This window comes from Microbulbifer sp. ABM4_008 (assembly GCF_056311705.1).
Window position 1 is genome coordinate 2,509,762 of record NZ_CM149970.1, and the last position, 25,647, is coordinate 2,535,408.

General features: G+C 47.4%; 20 protein-coding genes. 12 read left to right on the forward strand and 8 right to left on the reverse strand.

From position 1 onward, the window contains the following. The first annotated feature begins 194 nt into the window (after positions 1–194). From ACYX4J_RS10835 to ACYX4J_RS10855, 5 genes are all read left to right on the forward strand, one after another. Positions 195–1,733 (forward strand): efflux RND transporter periplasmic adaptor subunit, encoded by a 1,539-nt coding sequence (locus ACYX4J_RS10835; RefSeq protein WP_444927918.1) that lies wholly within the window; start codon positions 195–197, stop codon positions 1,731–1,733. Continuing rightward, positions 1,727–4,861: an efflux RND transporter permease subunit gene (locus ACYX4J_RS10840; protein ID WP_476178595.1), complete on the forward strand. Its 3,135-nt coding sequence runs from the start codon at positions 1,727–1,729 to the stop codon at positions 4,859–4,861. Before ACYX4J_RS10835 ends, ACYX4J_RS10840 begins: the two co-directional genes overlap by 7 nt. Positions 4,862–5,124: 263 nt before the next feature. Next, entirely contained in the window at positions 5,125–6,513 is a 1,389-nt protein-coding gene (dbpA, locus tag ACYX4J_RS10845; RefSeq protein ID WP_476178596.1) for an ATP-dependent RNA helicase DbpA, read from the forward strand. Between the two features lie 82 nt (positions 6,514–6,595). Further along, the gene (locus tag ACYX4J_RS10850) at positions 6,596–7,096 is read left to right on the forward strand and encodes a hypothetical protein (protein ID WP_444893961.1); all 501 of its coding nucleotides are present in this window, start codon (positions 6,596–6,598) and stop codon (positions 7,094–7,096) included. A 265-nt stretch (positions 7,097–7,361) separates the two neighbouring features. Next, positions 7,362–7,823, forward strand: coding sequence for a hypothetical protein (locus ACYX4J_RS10855; RefSeq protein WP_476178597.1), 462 nt, complete (start codon positions 7,362–7,364; stop codon positions 7,821–7,823). 481 nt (positions 7,824–8,304) lie between these two features. Here ACYX4J_RS10855 and ACYX4J_RS10860 read toward each other — a convergent pair whose 3' ends face one another. Continuing rightward, positions 8,305–9,246, reverse strand: a complete 942-nt coding sequence (locus tag ACYX4J_RS10860) for an IS110 family RNA-guided transposase (protein ID WP_476178598.1) — start codon at positions 9,244–9,246, stop codon at positions 8,305–8,307. A 279-nt stretch (positions 9,247–9,525) separates the two neighbouring features. Here ACYX4J_RS10860 and ACYX4J_RS10865 point away from each other — a divergent pair, with 279 nt between their 5' ends. The 3 genes from ACYX4J_RS10865 (at position 9,526) to ACYX4J_RS10875 (ending at position 11,654) form a co-directional block, all read left to right on the forward strand. Next, entirely contained in the window at positions 9,526–10,410 is an 885-nt protein-coding gene (locus ACYX4J_RS10865) for a homocysteine S-methyltransferase family protein (RefSeq protein WP_476178599.1), read from the forward strand. A gap of 106 nt (positions 10,411–10,516) precedes the next feature. Continuing rightward, entirely contained in the window at positions 10,517–10,783 is a 267-nt protein-coding gene (locus ACYX4J_RS10870) for a hypothetical protein (protein WP_444957795.1), read from the forward strand. Between the two features lie 301 nt (positions 10,784–11,084). Beyond that, positions 11,085–11,654 carry a DJ-1 family glyoxalase III gene (locus tag ACYX4J_RS10875; protein WP_444957796.1) on the forward strand — a complete coding sequence of 190 codons (570 nt, stop codon included), beginning with the start codon at positions 11,085–11,087 and terminating at the stop codon, positions 11,652–11,654. 194 nt (positions 11,655–11,848) lie between these two features. Here ACYX4J_RS10875 and ACYX4J_RS10880 read toward each other — a convergent pair whose 3' ends face one another. Continuing rightward, positions 11,849–12,544 (reverse strand): hypothetical protein, encoded by a 696-nt coding sequence (locus ACYX4J_RS10880; RefSeq protein ID WP_476178600.1) that lies wholly within the window; start codon positions 12,542–12,544, stop codon positions 11,849–11,851. Between the two features lie 127 nt (positions 12,545–12,671). Further along, complete coding sequence (locus ACYX4J_RS10885; protein ID WP_476178601.1) at positions 12,672–13,670, reverse strand: GlxA family transcriptional regulator; 999 nt, start codon at positions 13,668–13,670, stop codon at positions 12,672–12,674. Between the two features lie 108 nt (positions 13,671–13,778). Between ACYX4J_RS10885 and ACYX4J_RS10890 the strand changes: the two genes are divergently transcribed. Beyond that, a complete protein-coding gene (locus tag ACYX4J_RS10890) occupies positions 13,779–14,081 on the forward strand; it encodes a putative quinol monooxygenase (protein ID WP_444908198.1) in 303 nt (100 codons plus the stop codon). A 28-nt stretch (positions 14,082–14,109) separates the two neighbouring features. Next, the gene (locus ACYX4J_RS10895; RefSeq protein ID WP_476178602.1) at positions 14,110–14,910 is read left to right on the forward strand and encodes an alpha/beta hydrolase; all 801 of its coding nucleotides are present in this window, start codon (positions 14,110–14,112) and stop codon (positions 14,908–14,910) included. 43 nt (positions 14,911–14,953) lie between these two features. Here the strand turns inward: ACYX4J_RS10895 and ACYX4J_RS10900 are convergent, their stop codons facing one another. Next, complete coding sequence (locus ACYX4J_RS10900; protein WP_476178603.1) at positions 14,954–15,823, reverse strand: LysR substrate-binding domain-containing protein; 870 nt, start codon at positions 15,821–15,823, stop codon at positions 14,954–14,956. A 140-nt stretch (positions 15,824–15,963) separates the two neighbouring features. Between ACYX4J_RS10900 and ACYX4J_RS10905 the strand changes: the two genes are divergently transcribed. Next, complete coding sequence (locus ACYX4J_RS10905; RefSeq protein WP_444908195.1) at positions 15,964–17,094, forward strand: S-(hydroxymethyl)glutathione dehydrogenase/class III alcohol dehydrogenase; 1,131 nt, start codon at positions 15,964–15,966, stop codon at positions 17,092–17,094. A 56-nt stretch (positions 17,095–17,150) separates the two neighbouring features. Beyond that, complete coding sequence (gene fghA / locus ACYX4J_RS10910) at positions 17,151–17,987, forward strand: S-formylglutathione hydrolase (protein ID WP_476178604.1); 837 nt, start codon at positions 17,151–17,153, stop codon at positions 17,985–17,987. 101 nt (positions 17,988–18,088) lie between these two features. Here fghA and ACYX4J_RS10915 read toward each other — a convergent pair whose 3' ends face one another. The 4 genes from ACYX4J_RS10915 to ACYX4J_RS10930 all read right to left on the reverse strand — a co-directional run bounded on the left by ACYX4J_RS10915 (position 18,089) and on the right by ACYX4J_RS10930 (position 25,433). After that, the gene (locus tag ACYX4J_RS10915) at positions 18,089–19,888 is read right to left on the reverse strand and encodes a DUF3592 domain-containing protein (RefSeq protein ID WP_476178605.1); all 1,800 of its coding nucleotides are present in this window, start codon (positions 19,886–19,888) and stop codon (positions 18,089–18,091) included. 11 nt (positions 19,889–19,899) lie between these two features. Next, a complete protein-coding gene (locus tag ACYX4J_RS10920) occupies positions 19,900–21,777 on the reverse strand; it encodes a DUF3592 domain-containing protein (protein ID WP_476178606.1) in 1,878 nt (625 codons plus the stop codon). Between the two features lie 263 nt (positions 21,778–22,040). Next, positions 22,041–23,471 (reverse strand): aldehyde dehydrogenase family protein, encoded by a 1,431-nt coding sequence (locus tag ACYX4J_RS10925; RefSeq protein ID WP_445358281.1) that lies wholly within the window; start codon positions 23,469–23,471, stop codon positions 22,041–22,043. A gap of 252 nt (positions 23,472–23,723) precedes the next feature. After that, positions 23,724–25,433 (reverse strand): alkaline phosphatase D family protein, encoded by a 1,710-nt coding sequence (locus tag ACYX4J_RS10930; RefSeq protein WP_444913134.1) that lies wholly within the window; start codon positions 25,431–25,433, stop codon positions 23,724–23,726. Positions 25,434–25,647: the final 214 nt, after the last annotated feature.

Sequence of the window (25,647 nt, forward strand, 5' to 3'; positions counted from 1 at the left end):
CTCCCTTTCTCTCTGACTAGCGAAATATGCCCCCAGCCCATGTTTGCTGGCGGCTTCAGAAAGATTGTTCTAGGAGTGAACCTTTTGATTTCCCAACAAGCTATAGCGGCCATTGGTGGCCTGCTCATTGACCCGTTTATTGATAATGTGCTTTGCGCGCAGATGCCCCTTTCCTTCAATCTGGAGGGTGCCCTATGAGCCAGCAAAGAACATTGAGCTTAATCGCCCTTACCCTGCTGTTAGCGGCTGCCGGCGCGGCCTTTTATTGGAAGAAAATTTCTGCACAAGCCGAAGCTCCAAATGCTGATTTTGTGCAAGCTGGCCCCTTCCAGATCGCAGTGTCTGTCGATCCGCTGCAACCCCAAGCGGGTAAAAACCAAATTCGAATTGAAGTTCGCAATGCTGACAATAAGCCGGTATCTGGAGCCGAAGTTCGCGCGGTAGCCGAGATGCCCGCCATGGGCGCCATGCCAGCTATGCGTGCCGTCGCCGATATCAGTGAATCCAGCCCCGGCATTTTCACCGGTGAAATTGAGCTGGCCATGGTGGGCTCCTGGCCCATGGTGGTAGACGTAGCGACAGGCCACGATAAACATGTCGATCTTGCCTTTGATATGAGCACCAATCGCAAAGGCCTGCGCCTAAAGTCTGCGCCTGAGGCTTCAGATACCGCCTATTACACCTGCTCGATGCACCCGTCGGTGAGAGCTGCCGAAGCCGGTAGTTGCCCTATTTGCGGTATGAACCTGCAACCTGTGAGCCACGATGAACTGAAAAGTGGCAGCATTGTGGTGGATAGCGGCCGACGCCAGGCTATTGGTATCAAAACCGGTATCGTCGAGCGACAGCCATTCGCCTTGCCCATTCACCTGCACGGCCAGGTCACCTATGACGAAACCCGCTTGCGGGATATCAGCCTGCGCTTCGACGGCTGGATTGGTGAGTTGGATGCAGATTTTGAAGGCAAGCAGGTTAAGCGCGGCGAAGTACTCTTCTCTGTTTACAGCCCCGAGTTGCTCGCAGTCCAGGACGAGTATCTAAAGGCCCGCCGCCGTGGCGATGCCTTGGAGAAAGCAGCACGAAGGCGTCTACTGTTGTGGGGTCTCTCTGAAGAGCAAATCGACTGGCTAGTTGAACAACAAAAAGCGCAGGACTATATCCCGATTTTTGCACCCGCCAGTGGTGTGATTATTGAGAAGAATATTGTCGCGGGCTCTGCGTTTGAAAAGGGCGACAACCTGCTGCGTATAGCCGATCTCAGCCAGGTTTGGATTGAAGCCCACGCCTACGAAGATCAGTTGCCACTGATAGAAAAAGGCATGCCGGCCAAAGTGCGTTTAACCAACGTCTACCACGAGGAAATCCCTGCCACCCTCACCCAGATTGATCCCTTCCTTAATCACAATAACCGCAGTGCACGGCTGCGTGTGACCCTGCCCAATACCGATGGTGAACTGCGCCCGGGACTGTTTGCGGACATCATGTTAACCGCCGAACTGGGAAACCTCCTGGTGGTACCCAGGGATTCAGTATTGATCTCCGGCAAGAAACGCATTGTTTTCCGCGACTTGGGCCAGGGTCGTCTGGAGCCGGTGCAGGTACGCACCGGTTATGGCGACAGCGACAGGATTGTTATCCGTTCTGGCCTCCAGGCAGGAGATAAAATTGTCACCTCTGGAGTATTCCTGATCGCGGCGGAAAGCCGCCTGAAGTCGGGGGTACAGCAGTGGTAAATTCTGAACCCAAAGGGCTGATTGCCCGAATTATTGGGGCCTGCGCCGGCAAGCCGGGGATCACTTTGATTCTTGTAGCGATCGCAGCCCTGGCTGGATACCGGGCGCTAACCAGTGTCCCCCTGGATGCTATTCCGGACCTGTCCGACGCCCAGGTGATTGTGATGACAGACTGGCCGGGGCGCAGCCCTGACCTGGTCGAGGATCAAATCACCTACCCGCTTTCCACCGCAATGTTAGGGCTGCCCAAAGTCAAATATGTGCGAGGCCAGAGCTTTTTCGGTCTCAGCTTTGTCTACGCCATCTTTGAAGACGGCACCGATATTTACTGGGCCCGCTCACGGGTTCTGGAGTACCTCAACCAGGTAGCCGACCAGCTCCCAGAAGGTGTTCAGCCAAAGCTTGGCCCGGATGCTACCGGAGTGGGCTGGGTGTTCCAGTACGCGCTGGTTGATCGAAGCGGTAATAACGACCTGCAAGAACTGCGCGCACTACAGGATTTCAAGTTGCGCTATTGGCTCACTTCTGTTGAAGGCGTGGCCGAAGTTGCCTCCATTGGAGGCTACGAAAAGGAGTACCAGGTCCAAATCGACCCCCATCGCTTGCAGATGTTTAAGGTTCCGCTTGGTAAAGTGGTCGAGGCCATTCGCCGCAGTAACAACGACACCGGAGGAAGAGTACTGGAGATCGCGGGCCACGAACATATGGTGCGTGGCCGTGGCTATATCCGCAGTGTTGACGATCTCGAAGAGGTGGTGATCGGGGTCAATGCGGCAAAGATTCCGGTGACTTTGGATCAGGTAGCGGATATTACCCTGGGGCCTGCGATGCAGCGCGGTATTGCCGAGCTGGATGGCGAGGGCCAGACCGTAGGTGGCATCGTGGTGATGCGCTACGGTGAAAATGCCCTCAAGGTTATTGAGAGAGTTAAAGAGCGCATCGAGCAAGTCCGTGCGGGCTTACCGAAAGGCGTTGAGCTGGTAGTGACCTATGATCGCTCACAATTAATTAATAGTGCGATCGACAATCTCAAGAACACCTTGATTGAAGAGATGCTGGTGGTCGCCGCTGTGATCGCTATTTTCCTACTCCACGCCCGCTCCGCATTGGTAGCTGTAATCACTCTGCCGATTGCAGTTTTACTGGCCTTTATTCCACTGTCCCTACAAGGGCTTACCGCCAACATTATGTCACTGGGAGGTATTGCCGTAGCCATCGGTGCCATGGTGGATGCGGCAGTGGTAATGGTGGATAACATCCACAAAAAGCTGGCAACCAATGGCGATAAGGAATTGTCTCCTGGCGAGAAAAGAACGCTAATCGTTCGGGCAATGCAGGAAGTCGGGCCGAGTATTTTCTTCTCCCTGATTATTATCACGGTTTCATTCCTGCCGGTATTCGCGCTGGAAGCTACCGAGGGCCGCCTATTCAAACCCCTCGCCTACACCAAAACCTACAGCATGGCTTTCGCCGCCCTATTGGCAATCACCTTGATTCCAGCGCTCGCTGTACTGCTTATGCGTGGCAAAATTCGCAACAGGGAAAATCCGATTTCCCGCGTTTTAGTCCATACACTACAGCCAGTGATTCACTTCTGTGTGCGGCAACGCAAAGTTGTAGCCACTCTCGCGGTATTAGCTCTGGTTTCCGTGGCCTACCCCATTAGCAAACTAGGTGGTGAGTTTATGCCGCCGCTCAATGAGGGCAGCATCCTGTATATGCCTACCGCCCTACCCGGCATGTCGGTTACCGAAGCGGGCAAGGTGCTCCAACAAATGGACGAGGAACTGAAAGCTTTCCCAGAAGTTGAGCATGTCTTTGGCAAGATTGGCCGCTCCAATAGCGCCACCGATCCTGCACCGCTCTCAATGGTAGAAACCGTAATCACCCTGAAGCCTAAAAGTGAGTGGCGCCCCGGCATGACTTGGGACGACCTGCTGGCGGAAATGGATGAAAAGCTGCGCTATCCGGGCATGCCCAATATCTGGTGGATGCCCATCCAAACCCGCACTGAGATGCTCGCCACCGGCATTCGCAGCCAGCTCGGCATCAAAGTGTTTGGAGACAACCTGGAGGAGATCGAACAGACCGCTTTGGCCATCGAAGAAGCATTGCGCAGCGACCAGCGCACTGCGGAACAAACCCGAAGTGTCTTCGCCGAGCGCCTAACCGGCGGTTACTTCCTGGACTTTGATATCGATCGCGCACGGGCTTCCCGCCACGGCTTGAATGTACAGGATATCGAAGATGTGATCGCCGCAGCGGCTGGTGGCCTGGCCGCAACCCAGACCATCGAAGGCCGCGAACGTTACGATGTGTTAGTGCGCTATGCCCGCGACTACCGGGATACTCCTGAACAGCTTGAACAAATCCTGGTACCCGCCTCTGATGGTTCCCAAGTGCCCCTGAACCAGCTGGCTGATCTGGACTTCCGCACTGGCCCGCCCATGATCCGCAATGAGGATGGGCAGTTGGTGGGCTTAGTATTTGTCGACTTGAAGGGCGATATCGGCGTTGCAGATTATGTTAATCGCGCAAAGCAGGTTGTTGCCGATCAGGTTAATCTGATTCCCGGGCAACGTATCGCCTGGGCCGGCCAATACCAGTACCTGGAGCGCGCCAAGTCCCGCCTGCAATGGTTAGTGCCCCTGACTTTGTTGGCTGTGTGCTTCCTGCTATATCTGCATAGAGGCAGGCTATCCGACACCCTGTTTGTACTCACCGCCATGCCTATGGCATTGATCGGCGCCTTCTGGCTGTTATACCTGCTCGACTACAAACTGAGCGTTGCTGTATGGGTCGGCATGATTGCCATGGCTGGTCTCGCCGCTGAGATGGGGTTATTGATGCTGCACTACTTATCTGCCGCCGGAAATAACGCGGAGCGCGGCAATACCGCGACTGTTGCCCAAGCGGCAGCTGGCCGTATTCGCCCGATGCTAATGACCAGCCTGACACTACTAATTTCATTGATACCAGTCATGGTTTCCGATGGCACCGGCGCAGATGTTATGAAACGGATCGCAGCACCAATGGTGGGCGGCACCATAACCACACTGCTATTTGTGTTATTAGTGATGCCCGGGGTTTTCTATCAATGGAAAGCTCGTGAAGGTAAGCAAAGCTGACTTAAATAAATTGGGGCACCGGGTTGACGCTACCCTGTGCCCCTGCACTCTTCGCACAAGAAGATAATCTGGATAGAAGAGACTTTGACGGGAACAAGGTGATTCATAGGTTTCTTCAGGGTTAACTGTTAAAATTCCATACAAATTTTGTATTGCACAATCTGCAAAATTGCGGCGATAACACAGGCTAAGTAGGTGACGATCACTTTCCCTACTGCTTGTGTAATACGTGTATTTGACATTTAACGACTCCAGGATTCACCTTGACTGCACCTTTTTCCGATCTCCCCCTAAACCCCGCCCTGCTGAAAAACCTGGCGTCACTCAACTATAAATCCATGACCGAGGTTCAGGCCAAAACGCTTCCGATCATTCTTGACGGCAAGGACGTTATCGCCCAGGCAAAAACCGGTTCCGGTAAAACTGCCGCTTTCGGTTTGGGGGTGCTGCATCGGCTCAATGTCAGCCGCTTTCGGATTCAATCGCTGATTCTGTGCCCAACACGGGAATTGGCAGACCAGGTTGCGCAGGAACTGCGCCGATTGGCACGGGCAATTCACAACATTAAGATTCTGACTCTCTGCGGCGGAATGCCTTTCGGCCCTCAAATCGGCTCCCTGGCCCATGGTGCCCATATCATCGTTGGTACTCCAGGACGTATCGAAGAACACCTGCGCAAAGGAACACTCTCCTTAGAGCATGTCGATACGCTGGTCTTTGACGAAGCCGACCGAATGCTCGATATGGGATTCCAGGACGTTATCGACACTATTCTGGCGCAGGTTCCAACTGGGCGACAGTCGTTACTATTCAGCGCTACCTATCCCGATGAAATTGAAAAGCTCAGCACCCGAGTGATGCAAAAACCGGTGATGGTTAAAATTGATTCTGCCCATAGTGACGAGGTGATCGAACAACGCTTTTACCGAACTGAGAGTTTCGAGGATCGCCTGGAGATGACTCGGCGTGTTCTGCTCAATGATAAGCCCGTCAATACCCTGATTTTCTGCAACACCAAACGCGAAACCGATGAGGTGGCCGATGATCTGAAACAGGCTGGCTTCAATGTCCTCGCCCTGCATGGTGATATGGAGCAGCGCCAGCGCAATGAAACCCTGATTCGATTTGCCAATGGCAGCGCTTCAATTCTGGTGGCCACCGATGTAGCGGCACGCGGTCTTGATATCGACAAGCTGGATGCGGTTATCAACTTTCATATCGCCAAAGACCCGGAAGTGCACACCCACCGCATCGGGCGGACAGGCCGCGCCGGTGAGCGCGGTTGCGCTTACTCCTTTTTTGCCGAGAAGGAAGGCCACAAACTAGTTCGTATGGATCTAACCCAGGATCCACTATCCGACCCAGATACACCGCCACCAGCCAGCATATTAAGCGAACCCCCTTTCCAGGCACCGATGGCTACCCTGCAGATCGATGGCGGCAAGAAGCAAAAGGTCCGCCCCGGCGATATCCTGGGAGCCCTAACCGGAGGTGATCGCCCGATTGACGGTAGAGATGTTGGCAAGATCAACGTACTGGACATGACCGCCTATGTTGCGATTAAACGCAATGTGGCATCACAAGCACTGAAGAAAATAGAAAACGGCAAGTTGAAAGGACGTAAATTTCGGGTGCGGCGTATTCGAGGCTAAGTCGAGTGACTGTCCCCTGGCAACGCCGGGGGAGGCTTCGGACGCGCTATGCTGCTCTGGACATTATATTCCAAGAGGAATCATGAAGAATTTACTTTTTTGCTTGCTTGCTTTTATCTCAATTCCTATTCAAGCGATTGAGATAAGTAATTTCAAGTCAGGACTGATGTGTGGGATTAATAAAGATGACATGGGCTGGGTTTGTTTTGCGCAAGAGGAAATTAAAATCACAGGTCAAAGTTCATGCATTTCAAATGGAAATGAATACAAATGTACTTGGTACGGATACTCATTTGACTACAAGGATGCTAAGCCAAATCAAAAAATCGATTGTAAGTATTGGGACTCTAAGCCTGCAACATCAATCAATTTAGAGGGCGTAGCAAAAGAGCCTAGTAAGTATTTTGAGTTCTCATTTCACCTAGATAAACCCGAAGGCTATTTCGTCAACCCCCAATATTCAGTATTAAGTGTGTCAGAAAATGCAAATATGAAGAAAGTAACCCAAGACGTTAGCTGTTCCTCTGAAGGAGTGGAGCTTTACAAATACAGGTTTATTTCTGTTTACTCGGCTGGAAAATAAGTAAATAGTAGGTCCTGCAACTCCGCTAGCCCGTTGCGGAGTGCCAATGAAAGAGCTAATTGGTGGGGGGAATATGGTATTTCTCTGCAAAATTATTGGACAGTTACCACCCATCGGTGGCTAGCAGAAAGTAAGCAGGTCGTTCAGAGAGCGCCCGGTATACCCAGGCCAGGCAAGATCGCTCAGCCGGAGGCCGGGCTGGACAACCTACGCTCTTTTCGGTTGCCCTTGTTCATAACTTTAAGCATCCAGGAGGCATTGCCCTATGTGGGGAGAATTGCACGAAGTAAAAAAAATAGTTGTTAAGTTACCTGAATCAATTGATGCCGGAAAAGGCAATAGATTGCTTCGTGAACTAGGGGCTACTCTTCATTACGATGTTTATAGTTTTGATGCAAATTCAAGTGAAATTTGGCAATCGGATTCAGTTTTGTACCTCCACCTATTCAAAGAAGGCAGTGAGGTTGATGCGCAAGATAACTTCGATGAAATTCATATTTTTTATCCATTGGCAACTCGTCCAAGCTCAGATCAGTTGCTAGCGTTAGAATTATCATCAAACATTATTAGTAAATTTGGCGGTTCGGCCTCTTATCAAGACCAGTCGTTTTCGGTGCAAGGTGTACAGGCTGAATGGGATAAATGTAATAGTTTTTTACTCAAAGAGTGGGGTGAAGAGCCTGGTAGCCATTCACTCCGTAGAATGATTGAGGAAAACCATGCTTAACAAATACAAGCAGGTTACTACGGGCCTTTGGCCCCTCGCGGGACGGCTCACCTTGTACACTTTTTACAAAAAGAGCGCACAAGGTAAGCTGCCACCGCTATGAATCCGTTGAAATTACGAGTACTTAAACGAACTTGCTCAGAGTGTAAGAGAAGGACTCTGGAAATTCCATTGTTCTCGACAACTTTTATCTGCCGGAACTGTGTAACTATCTTTAAGGTTCGTGGCTGGTTCAAATTTGTGCAGATTATTGGAGCGGGCTTCCTATATTTTTTGATACTTCAAGCGGCTCTGACGCTTCTAGAAGATGCAAGATTTAATCTAATTGGCTTTGTAGTGGTGACATTTTTGGTGGCACCTTTAGTCACTTCAGTTATATTAAAAACTTCGAAAATGTATCTCGCACCCTTGGAGCTAACTGGAGTAAAAAGCAAGCTGCGCGGTAATTCATAACAAGTGACTATGGTTGTTCGTCAAGTTATTAAGCCATACTTTCATCCCAGTAGGTGTTATTTTTCACCATCGTATTCAGTATCGTAATCTGCTTTCTCATGCAGGCAATCAGAGCGACCTTTTTAGGTTTGCCAGCGTCGACTAATCGCTTGTACATCGGCTTCAGTTTGGGATGATGCTGTATGGCCGACATGATGGAAACAAACAAAACCGTTCGTACACGATGCCTTCCACCCCGAATATATCTCTTTCCCTGGAAGCTGCCGCTATCACGGTTCATCGGGGCGACACCGACAAGTGCAGCGATTTCTTTACGGTTCAATTTTCCTAGCTCGGGAAGTTCACTTATCAACGTATAAGCCAATACATTTCCGACCCCTTTAGCACTCAACAATAAGTCGCGCCTTTGCCGCCAGTCAGACACACTGTTAACCAGTTTATCTAGTTGCTTGTCGATACCTTGTAGCTCTTTCTTGATAGTGTTTAGAATGGTCCGTATAGGTTTGTGTACTGATTTCGGCATTCTCTGAAGCCGATTCTTTTGCATTGTACTCATCTCTAAACACTGACTTCTTACCGCCAGTAAGTCACTGATCTCCCTAAGCTTTTCTGGCTTTAGCACCGACAGCCTTGGCTTCATGGCCTCACCAAAATGTGCAATATCTATTGCATTTAGCTTGTCAGTTTTGGCGAGGCGCCCTGTGGATTTAGCGAAGCTTCTTATCTGTGAAGGGTTGCAAACAACAACAGGTAATCCTGCTTTATCAGCGGCGCAAACAAACTCTAATTCAAGTCTTCCTGTAGACTCTATTAATACTCTTTGAGGTTTAAGAGGTTGCAATTGTTTAATGGCATCTTTAATGCCATTTTTATCATTGGCAACACTAAAGAATTGGCCAGTAGGTCTCACATAAATATCGAGTTGTTTACTGCTGGTATCGATACCGACATTGATCTCTTGAGGTTCCATAAGATAAGCTATCTCCGCCTTGCTATTCGGGCTCGAGGCCCACATGACTATCCGAGTTATGCCTAGTGAGTGCTTATCGCGTTCATACTTGTTATCGGTCTTTTACGAACCGGCCAGGCAGCGAACTGTGATAAACAAGGCCTTCGGTGGCCGCCGAAGGTGGGTCTCAATTTACCCGTTAGCGAAAAGGATTTTCAACATCAGAATTGATCAAGGACAACCATACAAGTCAATTCACTTCGCGCCTTCGGCGTCCGACAACTTACACTGAGGAGCATCATGCAAGGAATTCTTTCAGAAAATTTGATTCTTACTGAAGCGGCCATACTCGAAAGAGTCAGGCGTAACAAAGATATAAGCCTTTGCAGCCATGTCGACCATGCTAAATTAATCTATAGCAAAACTGGTGCTGAAAGCCTTAAACGAATCTACAGTGAATACATAAACCTTGCAATTGATGCAAAACTCCCTCTTTTGCTTGCAACTCCCACATGGAGGGCCAGCTCAGAGAGAGTTTCTCTAGCCAAGGCGCCTACGTCTATCAATGAAGACGCTGTTAATTTTCTTTCGAATATCTTGCCAAAAGAAGGAAATGTATATGTAGGAGGCCTAGTCGGCTGTAAAAATGACTGCTACAAACCAGAACAAGGCCTAACTTACAAAGAATCTATTTCTTATCATCGTTGGCAAATTGATAAGCTCGGAACCTCTAATGCTGACTACCTCATGGGAGTAACCCTACCAGCTGTACCAGAGGCACTTGGCATTGCATCTCTAATGTCAAAGCACTCTAAGCCATATTTTATTAGCTTTGTCATTGGCTCAGATGGTCGCCTTTTAGATGGCCATACCATTCAAGAAGCAATTTCACATATTGATCATCAGATTTCGCCTAAACCTTCTGGGTACTTTATTAATTGTTCTCATCCTTCTTTTCTAAACGCTTCAAGTCAATTACCTGACAGACTAATCGGCATACAAGCCAATGCTTCATCACTAACGCACAATGAGCTAGAAAATAGCGAATCGACGCACTCCGACAGCATATCCGAATGGGGCAACCATATGCTCCACTTAAATCAGAATCACGGATTCAATATATTGGGCGGCTGCTGCGGTACTGATTCAAGACACCTGGAATGCATCATAAATAATCACAACTAACAAATTTAGCCTGCGTCTTTCCGCCTACGACTACCCTGGGCAGCCACTCTCTTGGATTGGCTATCATTGCAAACGGCATTAGCTGGACTGCTGGAATTATGAATAGGTGAAAGGAAGCAACACTGAGGCTCACAATTGCCTGAGCGCCTCAATTCTGGTGGCCACCGATGTGACAGTTCGCGGTCTGGATATCGCCAAAGGTCCGGAAGTACATGCCAACCGGACCGGCCGTGCTATTAAGTGCGGTTGCGCTGCTGAGCAAGCGGCTTCGTGTGAATCTGCCGCACTATCCGCTCCAGATACAACGCCACCGACCAGCAAATTAAGCATCCCCTTTCCAGACACCGATTGCCACCCTACAAATCGATGGTGATAAGAAGCAAAAGGTCCACCCCGAGGATATCGTGGGTGCCCTAAAGGTGGCGATCGTCCGTTAAACGGGAAAGATGTTGGCAAGTTCAACGTGCTGCACATGACCGCCTATGTTGTGATTAAGCAAAATGCGGCAGTACAAGCACTTAAGAACATTGAGAACACAAAGTTGAAAGAGCATCTGGTGCGACATATCAGGGGGGCTCTTAGCTCACTTACCAAAGTTGTAGGTCAGCTCAAAGAGGTAGGATTAGCCCAGAAAGCCTATAAATAGGTTAACCCTATCGTTTGGAGCTGCAACCGTGCCCAAAATACTGATTCCCGTCGCTGATGGTAACGAGGATATAGAAACCATTGCCATCTACGACATTTTGAGCCGAACGGATGCAGAGCTGGCACTGGCATCGATTATGCCGAGTAGACGTATAACTACCCTACGCAATCTTGTTATTGAAGCCCCCTACTCCATAGAGGATTGCTTGGACTCCACGTGGGATCTAATAGCCCTACCAGGCGGCAAGGAAGGTGCCGAGCGAATGTATAGCTCAGCCCCCCTAATAAAGCTCATCCGTGAACAACTTGAATCGGATCGCTGGCTAGGAGCAATTTGTACCGCTCCAGTGATCGTTCTTGGGCGGCAGGGGCTGATAACCAATTTTACGGCCACTTGTTACAAGACGTTTCGCGGCGAACTTAGTCAATATGTGAAGGAAACCAGTGATCAAAGAGTAGTGATCGACCGGAATTTAGTCACCAGCCAATCGCCCGGTACCGCTATAGAGTTCGCTTTTGAACTCGTCACCTGCTTATTTGGGAAAGATCTATCACAGTCAATTGCGGAGACAGTGAATGTTTATCTACCGCCTAAATAAGCCAGCTTTATGCCTGCTTTGTTTAACTCTGTAGAACTAATAAATACTCGGGTACTGCCTTAACACTATCGCCTGAGGAGAAGACTTGATTAAGGTATACCACTAATCTGAACGTAATATACCTATAGTATTGTGATGCTATCACACTGGATAGGCGTAAAAAATTGCAAGTAACTGAGCGTTTTGCATTCATCTTATTCACAGCTTTCAGCACCGTCAGGCAAAAGACCTGGATCCGGTGTATTGCGTTTCTCCGATAATGCTCGAATATACTCGGACAAAGGTCTGCAAACCTTAAGGTCCCTTGGATAGTTCCTGGTACACACCACTGACAATGCCGACTTTAGCTCCATTTCAGCAGACGCAGTCTGCATGGAAATTAAACTAAGGCCCGCCTTTGTCGCAGGCATTTCAGAATCTTCCAAAACCATCTCTTTGAGACGACATATATCTTGTGTAGACCTCATTTTCCCCAAGCTAAGAGCAGCATAAGCTCTTGGGATTTCTATACTAGAGCCTAGCATTGATCTTACATAATTTAGGTACTTATAATCCTGGTCTCTGGCTTTTTTCCATATCAATTCAGCTAAGAGTATCTTGACTTCGTGAGACTTTACTAAATCTTCATTCCACCCGTTTTCCTCCGCACCCTTATAGTCGAACGCCTCTATTAATTCTTGTACCTGCTTATCATTAAGACTTCGATAATAACGTAAACTGACAAGAGTGCTTAAGGCTTCTTCAAGCTCTATATCAGGGTCACGCAGAACATTTATAATGCCATCAATTCTTTTTTCGATTTTTCCAGCAGACGCCCCCTGGGATTTACCCATACCTGCGATCGGAAAGATGGATACGAGAACAGAAAATATATAAACAATAACTCTCATAATTTCTCAATTTTTATTGCGTCAATAAAAGTCTAGCAGACCAATATTTTTTATCTTAAGGGATTCTATATTTCAACCGAGTCCATTTCAGTAATCGCCAAAAGTACCCACCATGCTTACAAGAAAATCAGCTTTTCTGGTATTTCTGCCTAAATTGACTGGGACTCATCCCCACATGCGACTTAAATACACGTCGGAATACTGCATCATCGGAATAGCCTAATTCTTGCGCAACACTGGCAACTTTATTGGCTGGGTTTAGTAAAAGGCTGCGAGCGTACTCCATACGGACGCTATCGATAAATTGTTTGGGTGCTTGCGCTGTTAACTGTTTTAGCCGCCGGTGTAATGTTCGCTCGGATATCGACAGTTCTTTTGCAAGCAACTGGCTGCCTAACTGTTGACCAAAATATTGACGAACCACATTTTCAGCTTCCACCAGAAACTGCTCTTTTGATACCTGGTAGCCTTTTGGTACATGCAAAGTTTGCGAACGCGGGGGGGAGTCCACAACGGCGAGATCAGCAACTTTGGTAGCGGCTTCATCGCCAGCTAGCATCTTGATCACTTGTAGAGTCACATCCACCCAAGATAAAGGGCCACCCGCTGTCACAATATTTTGATCTACTAATAACCCACTGGCCCATAGCGGGCAGGCATTGCTAAAGCGGGATTTCAACTCATTGTGTAACCACCAGGTGGTTGTGCATTGTCGTCCATTTAACAGACCCGCTTCACCCAGCGCCAAAACGCCACTACAAGAACCCGCGATAATTGCCCCGCGCCTATATTGGGTTCGCAACCATTCGCAAGTCGGCTGGTCCAGTAACTTTTCAGGAGGCACACCAAACTGGTTGGGCATAAATCCGGGGACTATCACGGCTTCGCAACTGGATATTTGTGATACCCCATGACTTACAGCAAAGTGGCTGCCCTGCCCGTCTACAATGTCGGCGCCATCAGCACTGGCGACTATGATTTCGGGGGACCAGGATTGTTGATAGGCAGGGTCCAAGGAGTGCTGACTTTCAGATAAGCGGAGGCCACCCAGGGCAAACATATCTTGAACGCCAGCTAGAGCCGACGGCAAAACTCCTGGCATAGATAAGATGACTATCTGGGCCATAAATCCTCAAAGTGGCGAATTTTGTCTGATCATTGTCTTTTTGGACACTGATAGTCAAGCCTGAGCCTCCCCTAGGATACTCATCACCAAACAACGTGAGAGAAAACAATGACTGAAGCTAAGCTGGCCATCGTGGCACTGATCGACGCCAAAGCGGATAAGGCTGATGAGGTAAAGGCGCTGCTTACCTCAGCCCAACCGCTCGCTGTGGAAGAGCAAGGAACCCTGAGCTGGTATGCCGTACAAATCAACGCTACGCGATTTGCTATTTTTGACACGTTTAGCGATGAAGACGGCTTAACTGCACATCTTAACGGCAAGATCGCTGCAGCATTGCTTGGCAAAGCGGATGAACTGCTCGCATCAGAACCACAAATTATGACTGCGGATATCCTCGCATCTAAAGTCTAAGGAAGCCTTGAAAAACCGGGAGCCGGCTTTGGATACCCCTATCGTCTTTATCCACGGGACCAATGCCGGCCCCTGGACAATGGAGAACTTCCACCAGTATTTTGAGGAGGAAGGTTTCTATTGTCACAGCCCAAGCTACCGCTACCATGAAGATCTAAAGTCAGAACAAAATCAGCAGCACCTTAAAGGACTGAGTATTGCCGACTACGTTGATGACATCAGGGCATTTATACAATCTTTAAATCAAAAACCTATACTAGTCGGCCACTCCCTGGGCGGTGTTATTGCACAAAAATTGGCGACTATGGATTTGGCACAGGCAATCGTGTTGCTTAACGGAAGCGTAAACTGGGGAATACTGCCCACCACAGAAGAAGAGCGTGCGCTGGGCAAGTTGTTTATGGCTGCGGGTGAATTTTGGAATGATGTCCTGTTACCGGATTTCGCGACAATGGCGAAATTCGGGTTGAATAAACTTAATCCAGACGACCAGCACAAGGTCTTCGATCGATTAGGTCCTGAATCTGGGCAAGTCCTATTTGAATTGTTCTTCTGGATTTTTGACAGCAATAAAACAACCAGAATTGACTATCAAAAAATCAATTGCCCCACTTTAATGGTTTCGGGAACCGATGACCTGGCAATTCCCCCTTCCACAGCACAGTTAATCGCGGAGCGGCAAGGTAAAAATACCACCTTCTACCGGGCGGAAGGTTATGGTCACTACTTAATGCTGGAGCCAAAATGGAAGCGGATTGCGGAATTCTGCAGCACGTGGGTAAGCCAACAATTTCAAAAAACCACCTCCACTAGCAATAAATCACTGTGAACCCTTTACTACACTAAACCCTTAATCTGCCTCCTCCCTTTTCTCAAGTGAGATACTCGGCTAGATAATCAATCAGCAGCCTGACTTTCGGCGCGATATATCGATTGCCGGGGTAAACTGCGTATACCCCTTCATCCCTATCTTCGAGATCACTTAAGAGGGTGATTAATTTTCCTTCAGCGATATATTGCTCGACGTAATAATCTGGCAACTGCACAACCCCCAGGCCTTTAAGCGCAGCATCTAAAAGCGCCCCACCGTTGTTGTAGCGAAGGCTACCTTTGACCCTAAGGTTTTTTTCTCCTTCCCTGGTATTGAATCGCCAGTAATCCAGTGTGCCCAACAGGCAGTTGTGCCTGTTCAATTCCGACAACGAGTGTGGGGGCCCGTGCTCTTCAAGATAATCCGGTGAGGCGCACAGATGAATTCGCCGGTCCGCCAACTTTCTTGCCATCAAAGTTGAGTCCTGCAACTTACCCAGGCGTATGGCGATATCGTAACCCTCATCTATGAGGTCAACCTGACGATTGGTGAAATAGGCATTGACCTCAATCTTGGGGTTTTGAATCACAAAATTATTGATCAGTGGTGCAACCTTCTTTTCAGCATAAGTGACCGGTGCCGTCAGTTTGATTTTGCCCTGTGGGTGGCTCTGTAATTGAGTTACTGCTCGTTCCGCCGCCTCCAGCCCATCGAGCACCCCCCGGCAATGCTGGTAAAACAGCGTACCTTCTTGTGTCAGTGACACCTTGCGCGTGGTTCGATATAGCAGTTTGACATTCAAACGGCTCTCCAAAGCACTGACCTGGCGGCTGACTTTAGCAGTGGAAATAGCCAGCCGCTGCGCTGCGAGGGTAAAGCTCTCGCTTTCAGCAACATAAACGAACTCCGTAATGCCTTCCCAGTCTTTCATTATTGCAAATATGTAAAAGCAAGTTTCAAAAACACCTAATTATAATCAATTCTGCAATCAATATAATGGCTCCCCAGTCGTCACAGCGGGGCCAGCCAACTTCAGGCCCTGAATGACATGGTTTAACAGCGAGTAATCTTATGTCTGAACAATTTATCAAGTCGAAGGCCGCCATCGCTTGGGGGCCTGGCCAACCGTTATCGGTCGAAGAAGTGGATGTCATGCTGCCAAAGGCTGGTGAAGTATTGATCAAGGTCATTGCATCGGGAGTGTGTCACACCGACGCTTTCACCTTGTCTGGCGACGACCCGGAAGGCAAATTCCCCTGTATTTTGGGCCATGAAGGTGGCGGTATTGTCGTGCAGGTCGGTGAAGGGGTTACCAGTGTCAAAGCAGGTGATCATGTTATCCCCCTGTACACCCCAGAATGTGGCGAGTGTAAATTCTGCAAGTCCGGCAAGACGAACCTCTGCCAAAAGATCCGTGAAACTCAGGGGCAAGGCCTGATGCCCGACGGTACCACACGCTTCTATAAAGATGGCAAGCCCATCTACCACTATATGGGCTGCTCGACATTTTCGGAGTACACCGTATTGCCAGAGATTTCGCTGGCAAAAGTAAATCCGGCTGCGCCGTTAGAGGAAGTCTGCCTGCTGGGTTGTGGTGTCACTACTGGTATGGGCGCTGTGATGAACACCGCCAAAGTTCAAGAAGGCGATACCGTTGCGATCTTTGGCCTTGGGGGTATCGGTCTTTCGGCGATTATCGGCGCCACCATGGCAAAAGCTTCACGAATCATTGCCATCGATATCAATGAAAGCAAGTTTGAATTAGCCCGCAAACTGGGGGCGACGGACTGCATCAACCCCAACAACTACGATAAGCCAATTCAAGAAGTCATTGTCGAACTCACCGAGGGCGGTGTGGATTATTCCTTCGAATGTATCGGCAACGTCAATGTGATGCGCTCCGCTCTGGAGTGCTGCCACAAGGGCTGGGGTGAATCGGTCATTATCGGTGTAGCTGGTGCCGGCCAGGAGATCTCCACCCGCCCATTCCAGCTGGTAACTGGCCGAGTCTGGCGCGGTTCCGCATTCGGCGGCGTTAAAGGACGCTCCGAATTACCAGACTACGTAGAGCGCTACCTGAATGGCGAATTCCAGCTCAACGACTTTATCACCCACACCATGAGCCTGGATGACATCAATAAATCTTTCGATCTGTTACATAAAGGCGAAAGTATCCGCACCGTCATTCACTTCGATCAATAACCAGCAATGATCAATTGGGCCATCTCTTGGAGGTGGTCCAATTAGGGCTATCCATCATGTCTATTGAAAATATCAGTGCCAACCGGAGTTTTGGCGGCTGGCACAAGCAATACCTTCACGACTCACAGTCACTTAGCTGCAAAATGCGCTTTACTATTTATTTGCCACCCCAAGCTTCACAAATGCACAAGGCTCCGGTGCTCTACTGGCTGTCAGGTCTGAACTGTACCGATGAGAATTTTATGCAAAAGGCAGGAGCCCAGCGGATTGCCTCCGAACTAGGGATAGCCATCGTTGCTCCCGACACCAGTCCCCGTGGAGAATCTGTTGCCGATGATGAAGCCTATGATCTGGGGCAAGGTGCTGGATTTTATATCAACGCCACCCAAGCGCCCTGGAGTCGCCACTACCACATGTATGATTATATAGTGGAAGAACTGCCGACACTTATCGAGACCACCTTCCCTGTGACAACACAGTGCGCTATTGCAGGACATTCAATGGGCGGCCATGGTGCACTGATGATCGCCCTACGCAATCCGGCAAGTTATGTTTCCGCATCAGCCTTCAGCCCCATCAGCAATCCTTCTCAGTGTCCGTGGGGACAAAAAGCCTTTGAAACCTATTTGGGCAAAGATCGGGATAGTTGGCGAGACTACGATAGCAGCGAACTGCTCAAAAATGCCGACAAGCCTGTGCCGATGTTGGTGGATCAAGGGGAAGCCGATAGCTTTCTTGTTGAACAGCTGAAACCCGAGACGCTCGAAGAAGCTGCCAAAGCAAGCAACTACCCGCTCCAACTTCGCCGTCATTCCGGTTATGACCACAGTTATTACTTTATCACCAGCTTTATTGAGGAACATCTTCGGTTTCATGGCAAATACCTAAATTAAACCTTCTTAATTATATTTGTAAGATCGGCATTCAAAATACTGCCTCTCCAAATTGCATGGGAGAGGCATATAGAAAGCGGGATACCCGCAGAGAGATGAGTTCAGACCTCAAGTTTTCTTTTATGCTCAAGAGAGAGGAGCTCAAGTTCACTGATTGACTTTAGATTAGTTAAATCCTCAATTCGTTTAAGCAGCAGATTAGCCACCTGCTCTCCCAGCAAGTCTGATATTATTTTCACTTTATTCCCGTTATCAACAACAAGGTAAAAATCAAAGTACTCCTTTTTCCTGTCGTCCCTACCTTCATAACCAGTATATTTTTTCATATAGACGCCAACTATCTTTGACTTCTCGAATACCTTTTGTTCGTGCTTCGCCCACATCCAAGAGAAAAGGCAAGTAATCTTACTTTCTCCTATATATGTTTGATAGAATCTGGCCGTCCTTTTTAATGCAGAATTAATAGGAAGTAACCCAGCTATCGCAAAGATAGCAGCGAAAATAAATGGTACGTGGGTAAATACTAATACCAATCCAACAGCAGACACGATCAGCCCACCAACGAACTGAATTACGGTGGGTACCGTGGTGAGAATTTTCTGACGGATCTGGTAACCGGTATCTAACCTTTCGATCGATACAAGTTTTTTCAGATCTTCAGAGTAGTCCAACTTCTCTCGCCCAAGTGGGACTTTAACCAATACCTCAGAACTAAACACATCAGCCTCTTGAACTTCATAGCCCTCACTGAAAATTGGAACTTCGTAGGTTCGATTAAACCAAGCTCCTGACATGCCGCCCTTGACCTTAAGCCGCCACCAATCTCCAATATACCCCTCAATTATTGACTGGGGTAAATCACCTGCGATTTGAATTGCAAAATAGACTCTTGAACAATTATCGACCAACTCTAGATGACCTATCCCCCCAGCTTCCCAGTTGACAGAATTCTGAAGATTAGTGTTTTCACCCAAACCACTCTCATATGTGTTTACTTGTTGAAGTGAAAACTGAAAGTTGTGTTTGTTAGCATCAATTTCGTCCGGAAACTGCAAGTATCCAGAAAGAGTACGTCCCAGGATACCGGGAAATGGAACTAGCACCAAAGGCACTCTCCCATATCGAAGTTGCTGTATATTACCCTTAAGAGGGCGATAAAGCGCAATCAATAGAGATATTGAAAAAAACAACGCCATTATTATTTCAAGATCGTATACCCCTCTAGTTAGCTTATCAATGGCAACATATATGCAAGTAATAACCGGAGCGCTCAGGAGCATGATCAATAGCCACATAAACCATTGACTTCTATGCTCTATCGATAAGATCCCGCTCTTCCTCCATTCTTCTTTAAAAAGGAAATCACTTGATTCCAGGTCGATATCGGCATCTCTTTTTCGCGTTACTGAAGCAACCATAACCATGAGTGCGAAAATCATTACGGGCAAGCAAAAGAAGATCAAGGGTAGTACTTGCATCCATCTCAAGTTTCGATCCATCACGGCCTCAGATGGATTTTTGGGGTTATACCACCCCTCAACTAGAAGACCTCTCTCTTTGGCATTGTTCAATCTATGGTAAATATGTTTCTGGTATTGCCCAAGGCTCTCAAAACGATCATTGATACCCACTCGATTGTTCCAGTAAGCCTTATCATCTACTATAAATTCATATGCTGAGAAAGTTCGATAACTTACTGAACCTCCATCTCCCCAACTCTCTGCCAATTCAACTTCGAGTATCTCTGCTGACATTGACTTCCAACTATGCATCTTAAGCAAATCTCGGACAGGACCAACAACTTCATAGAGAAATGCCGCAAAAGCAAAGCTAAAGAGTATCCCTGCGATGCTAAATAAGTAAGGGTTGAAAGAAAAATAGAACCTACTAAACTTACTCATATTACCGCCGGCTATCCTTTCTCTACTGAATCAAGCCTACGAGGGCTCTTTTTAGCTTGGCGCGCTCGCCGCCCAATTATTAGGCTCACTCTTTTTCGTAATTGTTCAACTACTCCAAAACCAGGAATAAAATCTGCGATCAAAATATCCCGTCCACACTCACTTTTGGCAAATAGGTTGTAGTATTTTCGAGCCTGACCTCCTACATAAATTGTGTACCCAGTACTTTTAGCCGCTAACTCATTAACTGAGTTACGCCGTACCTGCTCAACATCTCGGAGAATGCCAAAGCGAATATTTTTTCGAATCAAATAGTCTCGCGTGATGTGTACCTCCCTCATCGAAAATATTGTCGGAATCGCCAAAGCAAAGATCAAGAATGCAACCCCAAATGCAAAAAGATAAAACTCAGCTTTTATAATGGAAATCACACTGGCAATGATTACAATAAGGAGAGACGCCCCCATCATCCACAAACAAAAATCATAAAGAATTGGCCTTTGCCTTATTATTGTTGTAGCTCCACATATTTCCATTTCAACTCTCCTTGACAGTTCTCCAGAAAAATTCTTAACTGGCTCACCCACAGGCACGGTAATTAGCGTTTTGCCAGCATTACTTGCATGACCTTTCTTAGGAGGCGGACTTAGCAGGCGATTAACTCTATCTCTTCCGAAATTTCTGTCTTGCTCTTTTTCAGTAGTTTTAGCTTTCGTTGAAAGGCTTCCTTTAAACACTGGGAGCTCATACCGTCTTTCAAAGTGATCCCCAGGTATCTCTCCACTAACATTTAAGAACCAATATTCCCCATCTCCACAGTAGACATCTGTATTGGATTCAGGCAAGTCATCAGGAGCATTGAAACTAAAATATATGCGAGTTCCTAATTTAGCAACCTTCAGCTTGCCGAAAGTAACTGCTTCCCAGTTTACAAACTCCCTTTTATTATTGCTATTAGCCGTACGCTTTGTAACAATTTTGGATTGCTTTAGCAATATACGTATAGATTTATCTCTTATTGCTAGCAGTGGAGGAAATTGAATATATCCAGATACTTTTCCACCTATCTGGCCAGGGAAAGGTGTAATAGTAACGAAGACATCTCCAATCGACTTGAATCTAAGCCAACTACTAACTGACTTGAACATCACATAGAAACCAACCGCCCCAATTACTATAAAGAACAGGCCACTATAAGCTCTATTTAGTATAAGCATCATCCCCACATAGCCAAAAATCACACCCAATAAAGCTGCTAGCGTGCCTCCCAAAAGCTGCCCTCTTATATCTTTTTTGGTTTCTGACTGTATCCCTTCAGGTTTCCACTTACTTTTTGCTAACCATGGTGTTCTTCTGACCACATCGGGGCTCTTTTCCTGCTCTCGAAAAATATAGGCCAGATAAACGACAAACCCCATGAAAATAAACACAAAACATACCAATCCAGGAATAATTATCTCCGACCACCGTATGTTTTTGTCTAGCACTGAATCATATGGATCTCTTGGGTTATACCAGCCGCTAAATATGCTCCCCTGCTTTATATGTTTCTGGAGCAATCTATACATAGTTGTATGATAGCTAGCAAGCTCGGTATCGTTTGGCTTTGAGTGTATATCGACCCGATTATTCCAATAGGTCTTTCCATTTATAGAGTACTCATAGCTAGCTACAACCTGTTTCTGTGTACCATCTTCACTCTCGTAAATTTCCATATCAACGTCAAGCAGTTGAGCATCCATTGGATACCAATTTAACATTCTGACATTATCAAATATTGGCGAAAGCACCCAAGGATATAGAAAACTGATAAATACAACTTGATAAAAAGTGAAAAACAGTAGGGATCTTGGTGTTATCTTAGCTTTCTTCTTAAGCTGATCTTCCATGAATAAAAACCTTGTACAACTTTAATTATTTTCGGAACCAATAGACTCCATCACCATGAAGACTTCTAAGAAACTTAGCAAATTGAGAAATAATAAACAGGGGGGCAAAAGAGGAAAGGAAACATGTATAGCGTACCAATTACTGCATTAAATTAAATTGATCGATCTACAATATCACAATCGGTATATACCAGAAATAAGATTTAGTTTTTCATTCCACTCTGCAGTTAAATGACTCGATTAAAAAGGAAAGCTCTAAATCCCTACCCTGGAGTTCGCACCACCATCAACCTCTCCTCGGTCATATCCGCAATAGCCCAACGTACTCCCTCCCGACCAAGACCCGAATCCTTAACACCACCATAGGGCATATTATCTACCCGCCAGCTGGGTACATCACCAATAACCACACCACCCACTTCCAAGGTATCCCAGGCTTGCTGGGCTTTGTAAAGGTCACGAGTGAATATTCCAGCCTGCAGACCAAAGGCACTGTCATTCACCTTGTCTAAAACATCATCAAAGCTATCGAAAGGCTCCAGAATTGCAACTGGGCCAAATGCCTCCTGCTGTACAATGGAGCAGTCATGGGGCACGTTTTCCAATAGCGTTGGATCAAGCATGGCGCCGTCTCGTGTGCCTCCACAAAGCAGGGTTCCCCCTGCTTGAACCCCCTCTTCCACCCAGGAATGCAAGCGGGTAGCCTCTCCCTCAGAAATCATTGGGCCAATAAATGTATCTTCTGATCGAGGATCGCCTTTCTTAAGCTTTTTGGTACGCTCAACCAGACGTCGCTTCAGGTCTTCATATAGACTGCAATGCCCATAGATCCTCTGAACGCCGATACAGCTTTGGCCCGACTGATAGAAAGCACCGAAAATCAGCCTCTCTACAGCATCATCAAGATCTGTATCTCTATCGATAACACAGGCTGCATTACCCCCCAACTCCAAAACCACTTTCTTTCGTCCCGCCCTGGCCTTTAGGTCCCAGCCCACAGCAGGTGAGCCAGTAAAGCTCAGCAGCTTAAATCGGTCATCCACTGTAAACAGCTCTGCTCCCTCTCTATGGCAGGGCAATACAGAAAAGGCACCTTTCGGCAACTGTGTTTCGGCCAGAATTTCAGCGATGATCAATGCCCCTATGGGCGTGCGGCTAGCGGGTTTTAGTACAAAGGGACATCCAGCAGCGATGGCAGGTGCCACCTTATGAGCAGCAAGATTCAAAGGGAAATTGAACGGCGATATAAATGAACATGCGCCTACCGGTACTCGCCTGATATATCCGCGATAGCCCCGTGAGCGTTTGGATATCTCAAGATTGATAATCTCACCATTGATACGCACTGCCTCTTCAGCGGCCACATGAAATGTATCGATTAAACGCAGCACCTCGCCCCGCGAATCATGAATTGGCTTGCCAGCTTCAATACACAGCGCTTCGGCCAGCTCTTCAAACCTTTCACGAAAACGTACAACACAATGCTGTAAAACTTCCTGGCGGGTGTAAGACGGCAAATTAGCCATCGGTTTTTCTGCCAAAAGCGCCCAGTCGATGGCACTGTCAATAACCTTGGCATCAGCCATTGCAACCCGGGTAGCTACTTTCCCTGAATACTTGTCAGTAACTTCCAGATCGGTGTTGGCATGCACTGCTTCATTGGCCAGGTAGTAAGGGTAAGATTCTTGCAGCAAGGTAATATCCTTTTACTTGATGTCTGATCTATCTAGAGTGCCCCAACGCCAGATACAGCATTGTGCCCATCGTCGGGTATAGATGACCCGCAGGTATATATCAAATGCGTGTTCATTGGCTTATTAGTTTTGTTATCGGGGAAGGGCTTTCTTACTCGTACAAGCTAGATATGATGAAGAAGGAATCGAAACAGTGGAATCTTGTGAAGTTGGGGGCAAGCGCCCCACAACTTCATATTGACTGAGAACCAGCTACTTTTCGGTTAACCACATGCCAACAGGCTCATAATTAAACTTCTTATATACCGCTTTTTCGGTATCCGGGTTATCACTCTTCTTATCGATGTTGTATACGGTCCAGTTTAATTCATTGACATTGAATTCGATCACTGCATATCCATAGATATTACTAACAAAATCTTTGATATGTGGGTTATTGACCTGAACCCCGCCATTTAGCAGTGATGTAAACACACTGCCAACATCAATACCTTTCTCAATCGTATCGTTCATATTGGGAGAAGATATGGAAGGGGTCATCAGCTCAACGCCAACCAGGTTGTCGTAGTCCCAGTTGCTAATTTTGCTGAAATCAACTTTCAGGTATGAAGCGATACTGGAGTGGAGGTCCCCTGTCAGCACTACAAAGTTATCGACATTGCTGTCCTTAACAGATGACAGGATCTTTTCCCGCTCCCACTGGTAACCATCCCAGGCATCATAATTGGCATACACAAGAGAGCGTCCCAAAATAGTACCAGCCAATTGTGCCAGCAAAGTCTGGTTCCCCCACACTTTCCAGCGGGCACTGGAGTTAACAACTCCATCAATCAGCCAATCCCGCTGAGTCTTACCCAGCATGGTTTGGGTATCTTCTTCATAATCTGTGCACCAGTAGTTTTCCCAAGCTGTACCATCCTTGCACGGCTCCTTGGTCCTATAGGTGCGGCTATCTGTCATATACAGATCAACCAAGTCACCGAACTGGAAAGAACGATAAATCTGTAAGTAGTCAAAAGCGTGGCTTGCGGATTCATCGACTTTTACCCGCGCTGGAACATATTCGATCCAGGCCTGCTGAGCATCGCGACGCAGCTGGCGCAGCTGGTCAGGGTTGTTATCGCCGGTCTGGTAGGGATGAGATGGCACACCCAGAGTATCCCGCTCGTAATCCCAGTAAGCATTGTCTGCAGTTTCATGATCATCCCAGGTGATGATAAATGAGTGCATTTCCATCGCTCGCTGCAGATTCTTATCCTTGCGATACTCTCTGTAAATATGACGATAGTCCTCAAGATCCATCGCAACAGAGCCGCCAGAAGGCAGAGAGATCGAATGCACTATTGAGCTTTCAAAGCCCTCGTACTGGGCATATTCATAGATAAAGTCACCCAAATGCAGTACGCAATGTACATCTTCGTCCGCGATATGGTTGTAGGCGTTGTAATAACCGGTGGTGTAATCCTGACAGGTAACCACAGCCATCTTTAGATTTTCTAGGCTACCGGTAGGCAGTGTGTGACAACGCCCAACGCGGCTACTGACAGTCCCGTATTTGAAGCGGTAATAGTAACGTTGGTCAGAAGATAAGTAGCCTTCCAGATCAATGTTAACGGTGTAATCACGGTCTGCCGTGATATCACTAGCATTAATCTCAGCACTTAGAATTGGCTGGGTAAATTCCTCATCCAGCGCAACATCTACATACAGAGACTGGCCCGCGATATAGGAATCAGGGTTAATGTGCGTCCAAAGAACCACTCCAGTTTGACTGGGATCTCCCGAGGCTACTGATAAATCAAAAACAATTCCGTCGTTATCAATTTGATCAGCGAATGTGGTGCCGCCCAGTACAAAACGTGCATAGGTTTCACTATCAGTGTCCGCGAGAGAACGGACCGTAAAGGGGGTCAAAAGTGCGACACCCATGGCCTGGACAAAGGTTCGGCGGGAGATGGTCATAAATAAACTTCCTGTTATCGTACGTATGAAGAATCGGAAAGGGAGCGGATTCTATAGAAGAACGTACCAACAAAGAAGTTTGACTTTTTAGCTAGTAATCTCTTTTTCTCTCAAAATTAACACTTATGGAGTTAATACACAAAAGTCAGATTAAGGGAAGTAAAATCCCCCTCTCCTTCAGCTATAAACTTGAAAAACTAAGCGTTGCTAGCCA

Coding starts and splice junctions, on each gene's coding strand:
- ACYX4J_RS10865 (WP_476178599.1), top strand. CDS start 9,526: ATGCAAGGAATTCTTTCAGAAAATTTGATTCTTACTGAAGCGGCCATA.
- ACYX4J_RS10915 (WP_476178605.1), bottom strand. CDS start 19,888: ATGAGTAAGTTTAGTAGGTTCTATTTTTCTTTCAACCCTTACTTATTT.
- ACYX4J_RS10850 (WP_444893961.1), top strand. CDS start 6,596: ATGAAGAATTTACTTTTTTGCTTGCTTGCTTTTATCTCAATTCCTATT.
- ACYX4J_RS10890 (WP_444908198.1), top strand. CDS start 13,779: ATGACTGAAGCTAAGCTGGCCATCGTGGCACTGATCGACGCCAAAGCG.
- ACYX4J_RS10920 (WP_476178606.1), bottom strand. CDS start 21,777: ATGGAAGATCAGCTTAAGAAGAAAGCTAAGATAACACCAAGATCCCTA.
- ACYX4J_RS10930 (WP_444913134.1), bottom strand. CDS start 25,433: ATGACCATCTCCCGCCGAACCTTTGTCCAGGCCATGGGTGTCGCACTT.
- ACYX4J_RS10860 (WP_476178598.1), bottom strand. CDS start 9,246: ATGGAACCTCAAGAGATCAATGTCGGTATCGATACCAGCAGTAAACAA.
- ACYX4J_RS10835 (WP_444927918.1), top strand. CDS start 195: ATGAGCCAGCAAAGAACATTGAGCTTAATCGCCCTTACCCTGCTGTTA.
- ACYX4J_RS10855 (WP_476178597.1), top strand. CDS start 7,362: ATGTGGGGAGAATTGCACGAAGTAAAAAAAATAGTTGTTAAGTTACCT.
- ACYX4J_RS10880 (WP_476178600.1), bottom strand. CDS start 12,544: ATGAGAGTTATTGTTTATATATTTTCTGTTCTCGTATCCATCTTTCCG.
- ACYX4J_RS10885 (WP_476178601.1), bottom strand. CDS start 13,670: ATGGCCCAGATAGTCATCTTATCTATGCCAGGAGTTTTGCCGTCGGCT.
- ACYX4J_RS10900 (WP_476178603.1), bottom strand. CDS start 15,823: ATGAAAGACTGGGAAGGCATTACGGAGTTCGTTTATGTTGCTGAAAGC.
- ACYX4J_RS10905 (WP_444908195.1), top strand. CDS start 15,964: ATGTCTGAACAATTTATCAAGTCGAAGGCCGCCATCGCTTGGGGGCCT.
- fghA (WP_476178604.1), top strand. CDS start 17,151: ATGTCTATTGAAAATATCAGTGCCAACCGGAGTTTTGGCGGCTGGCAC.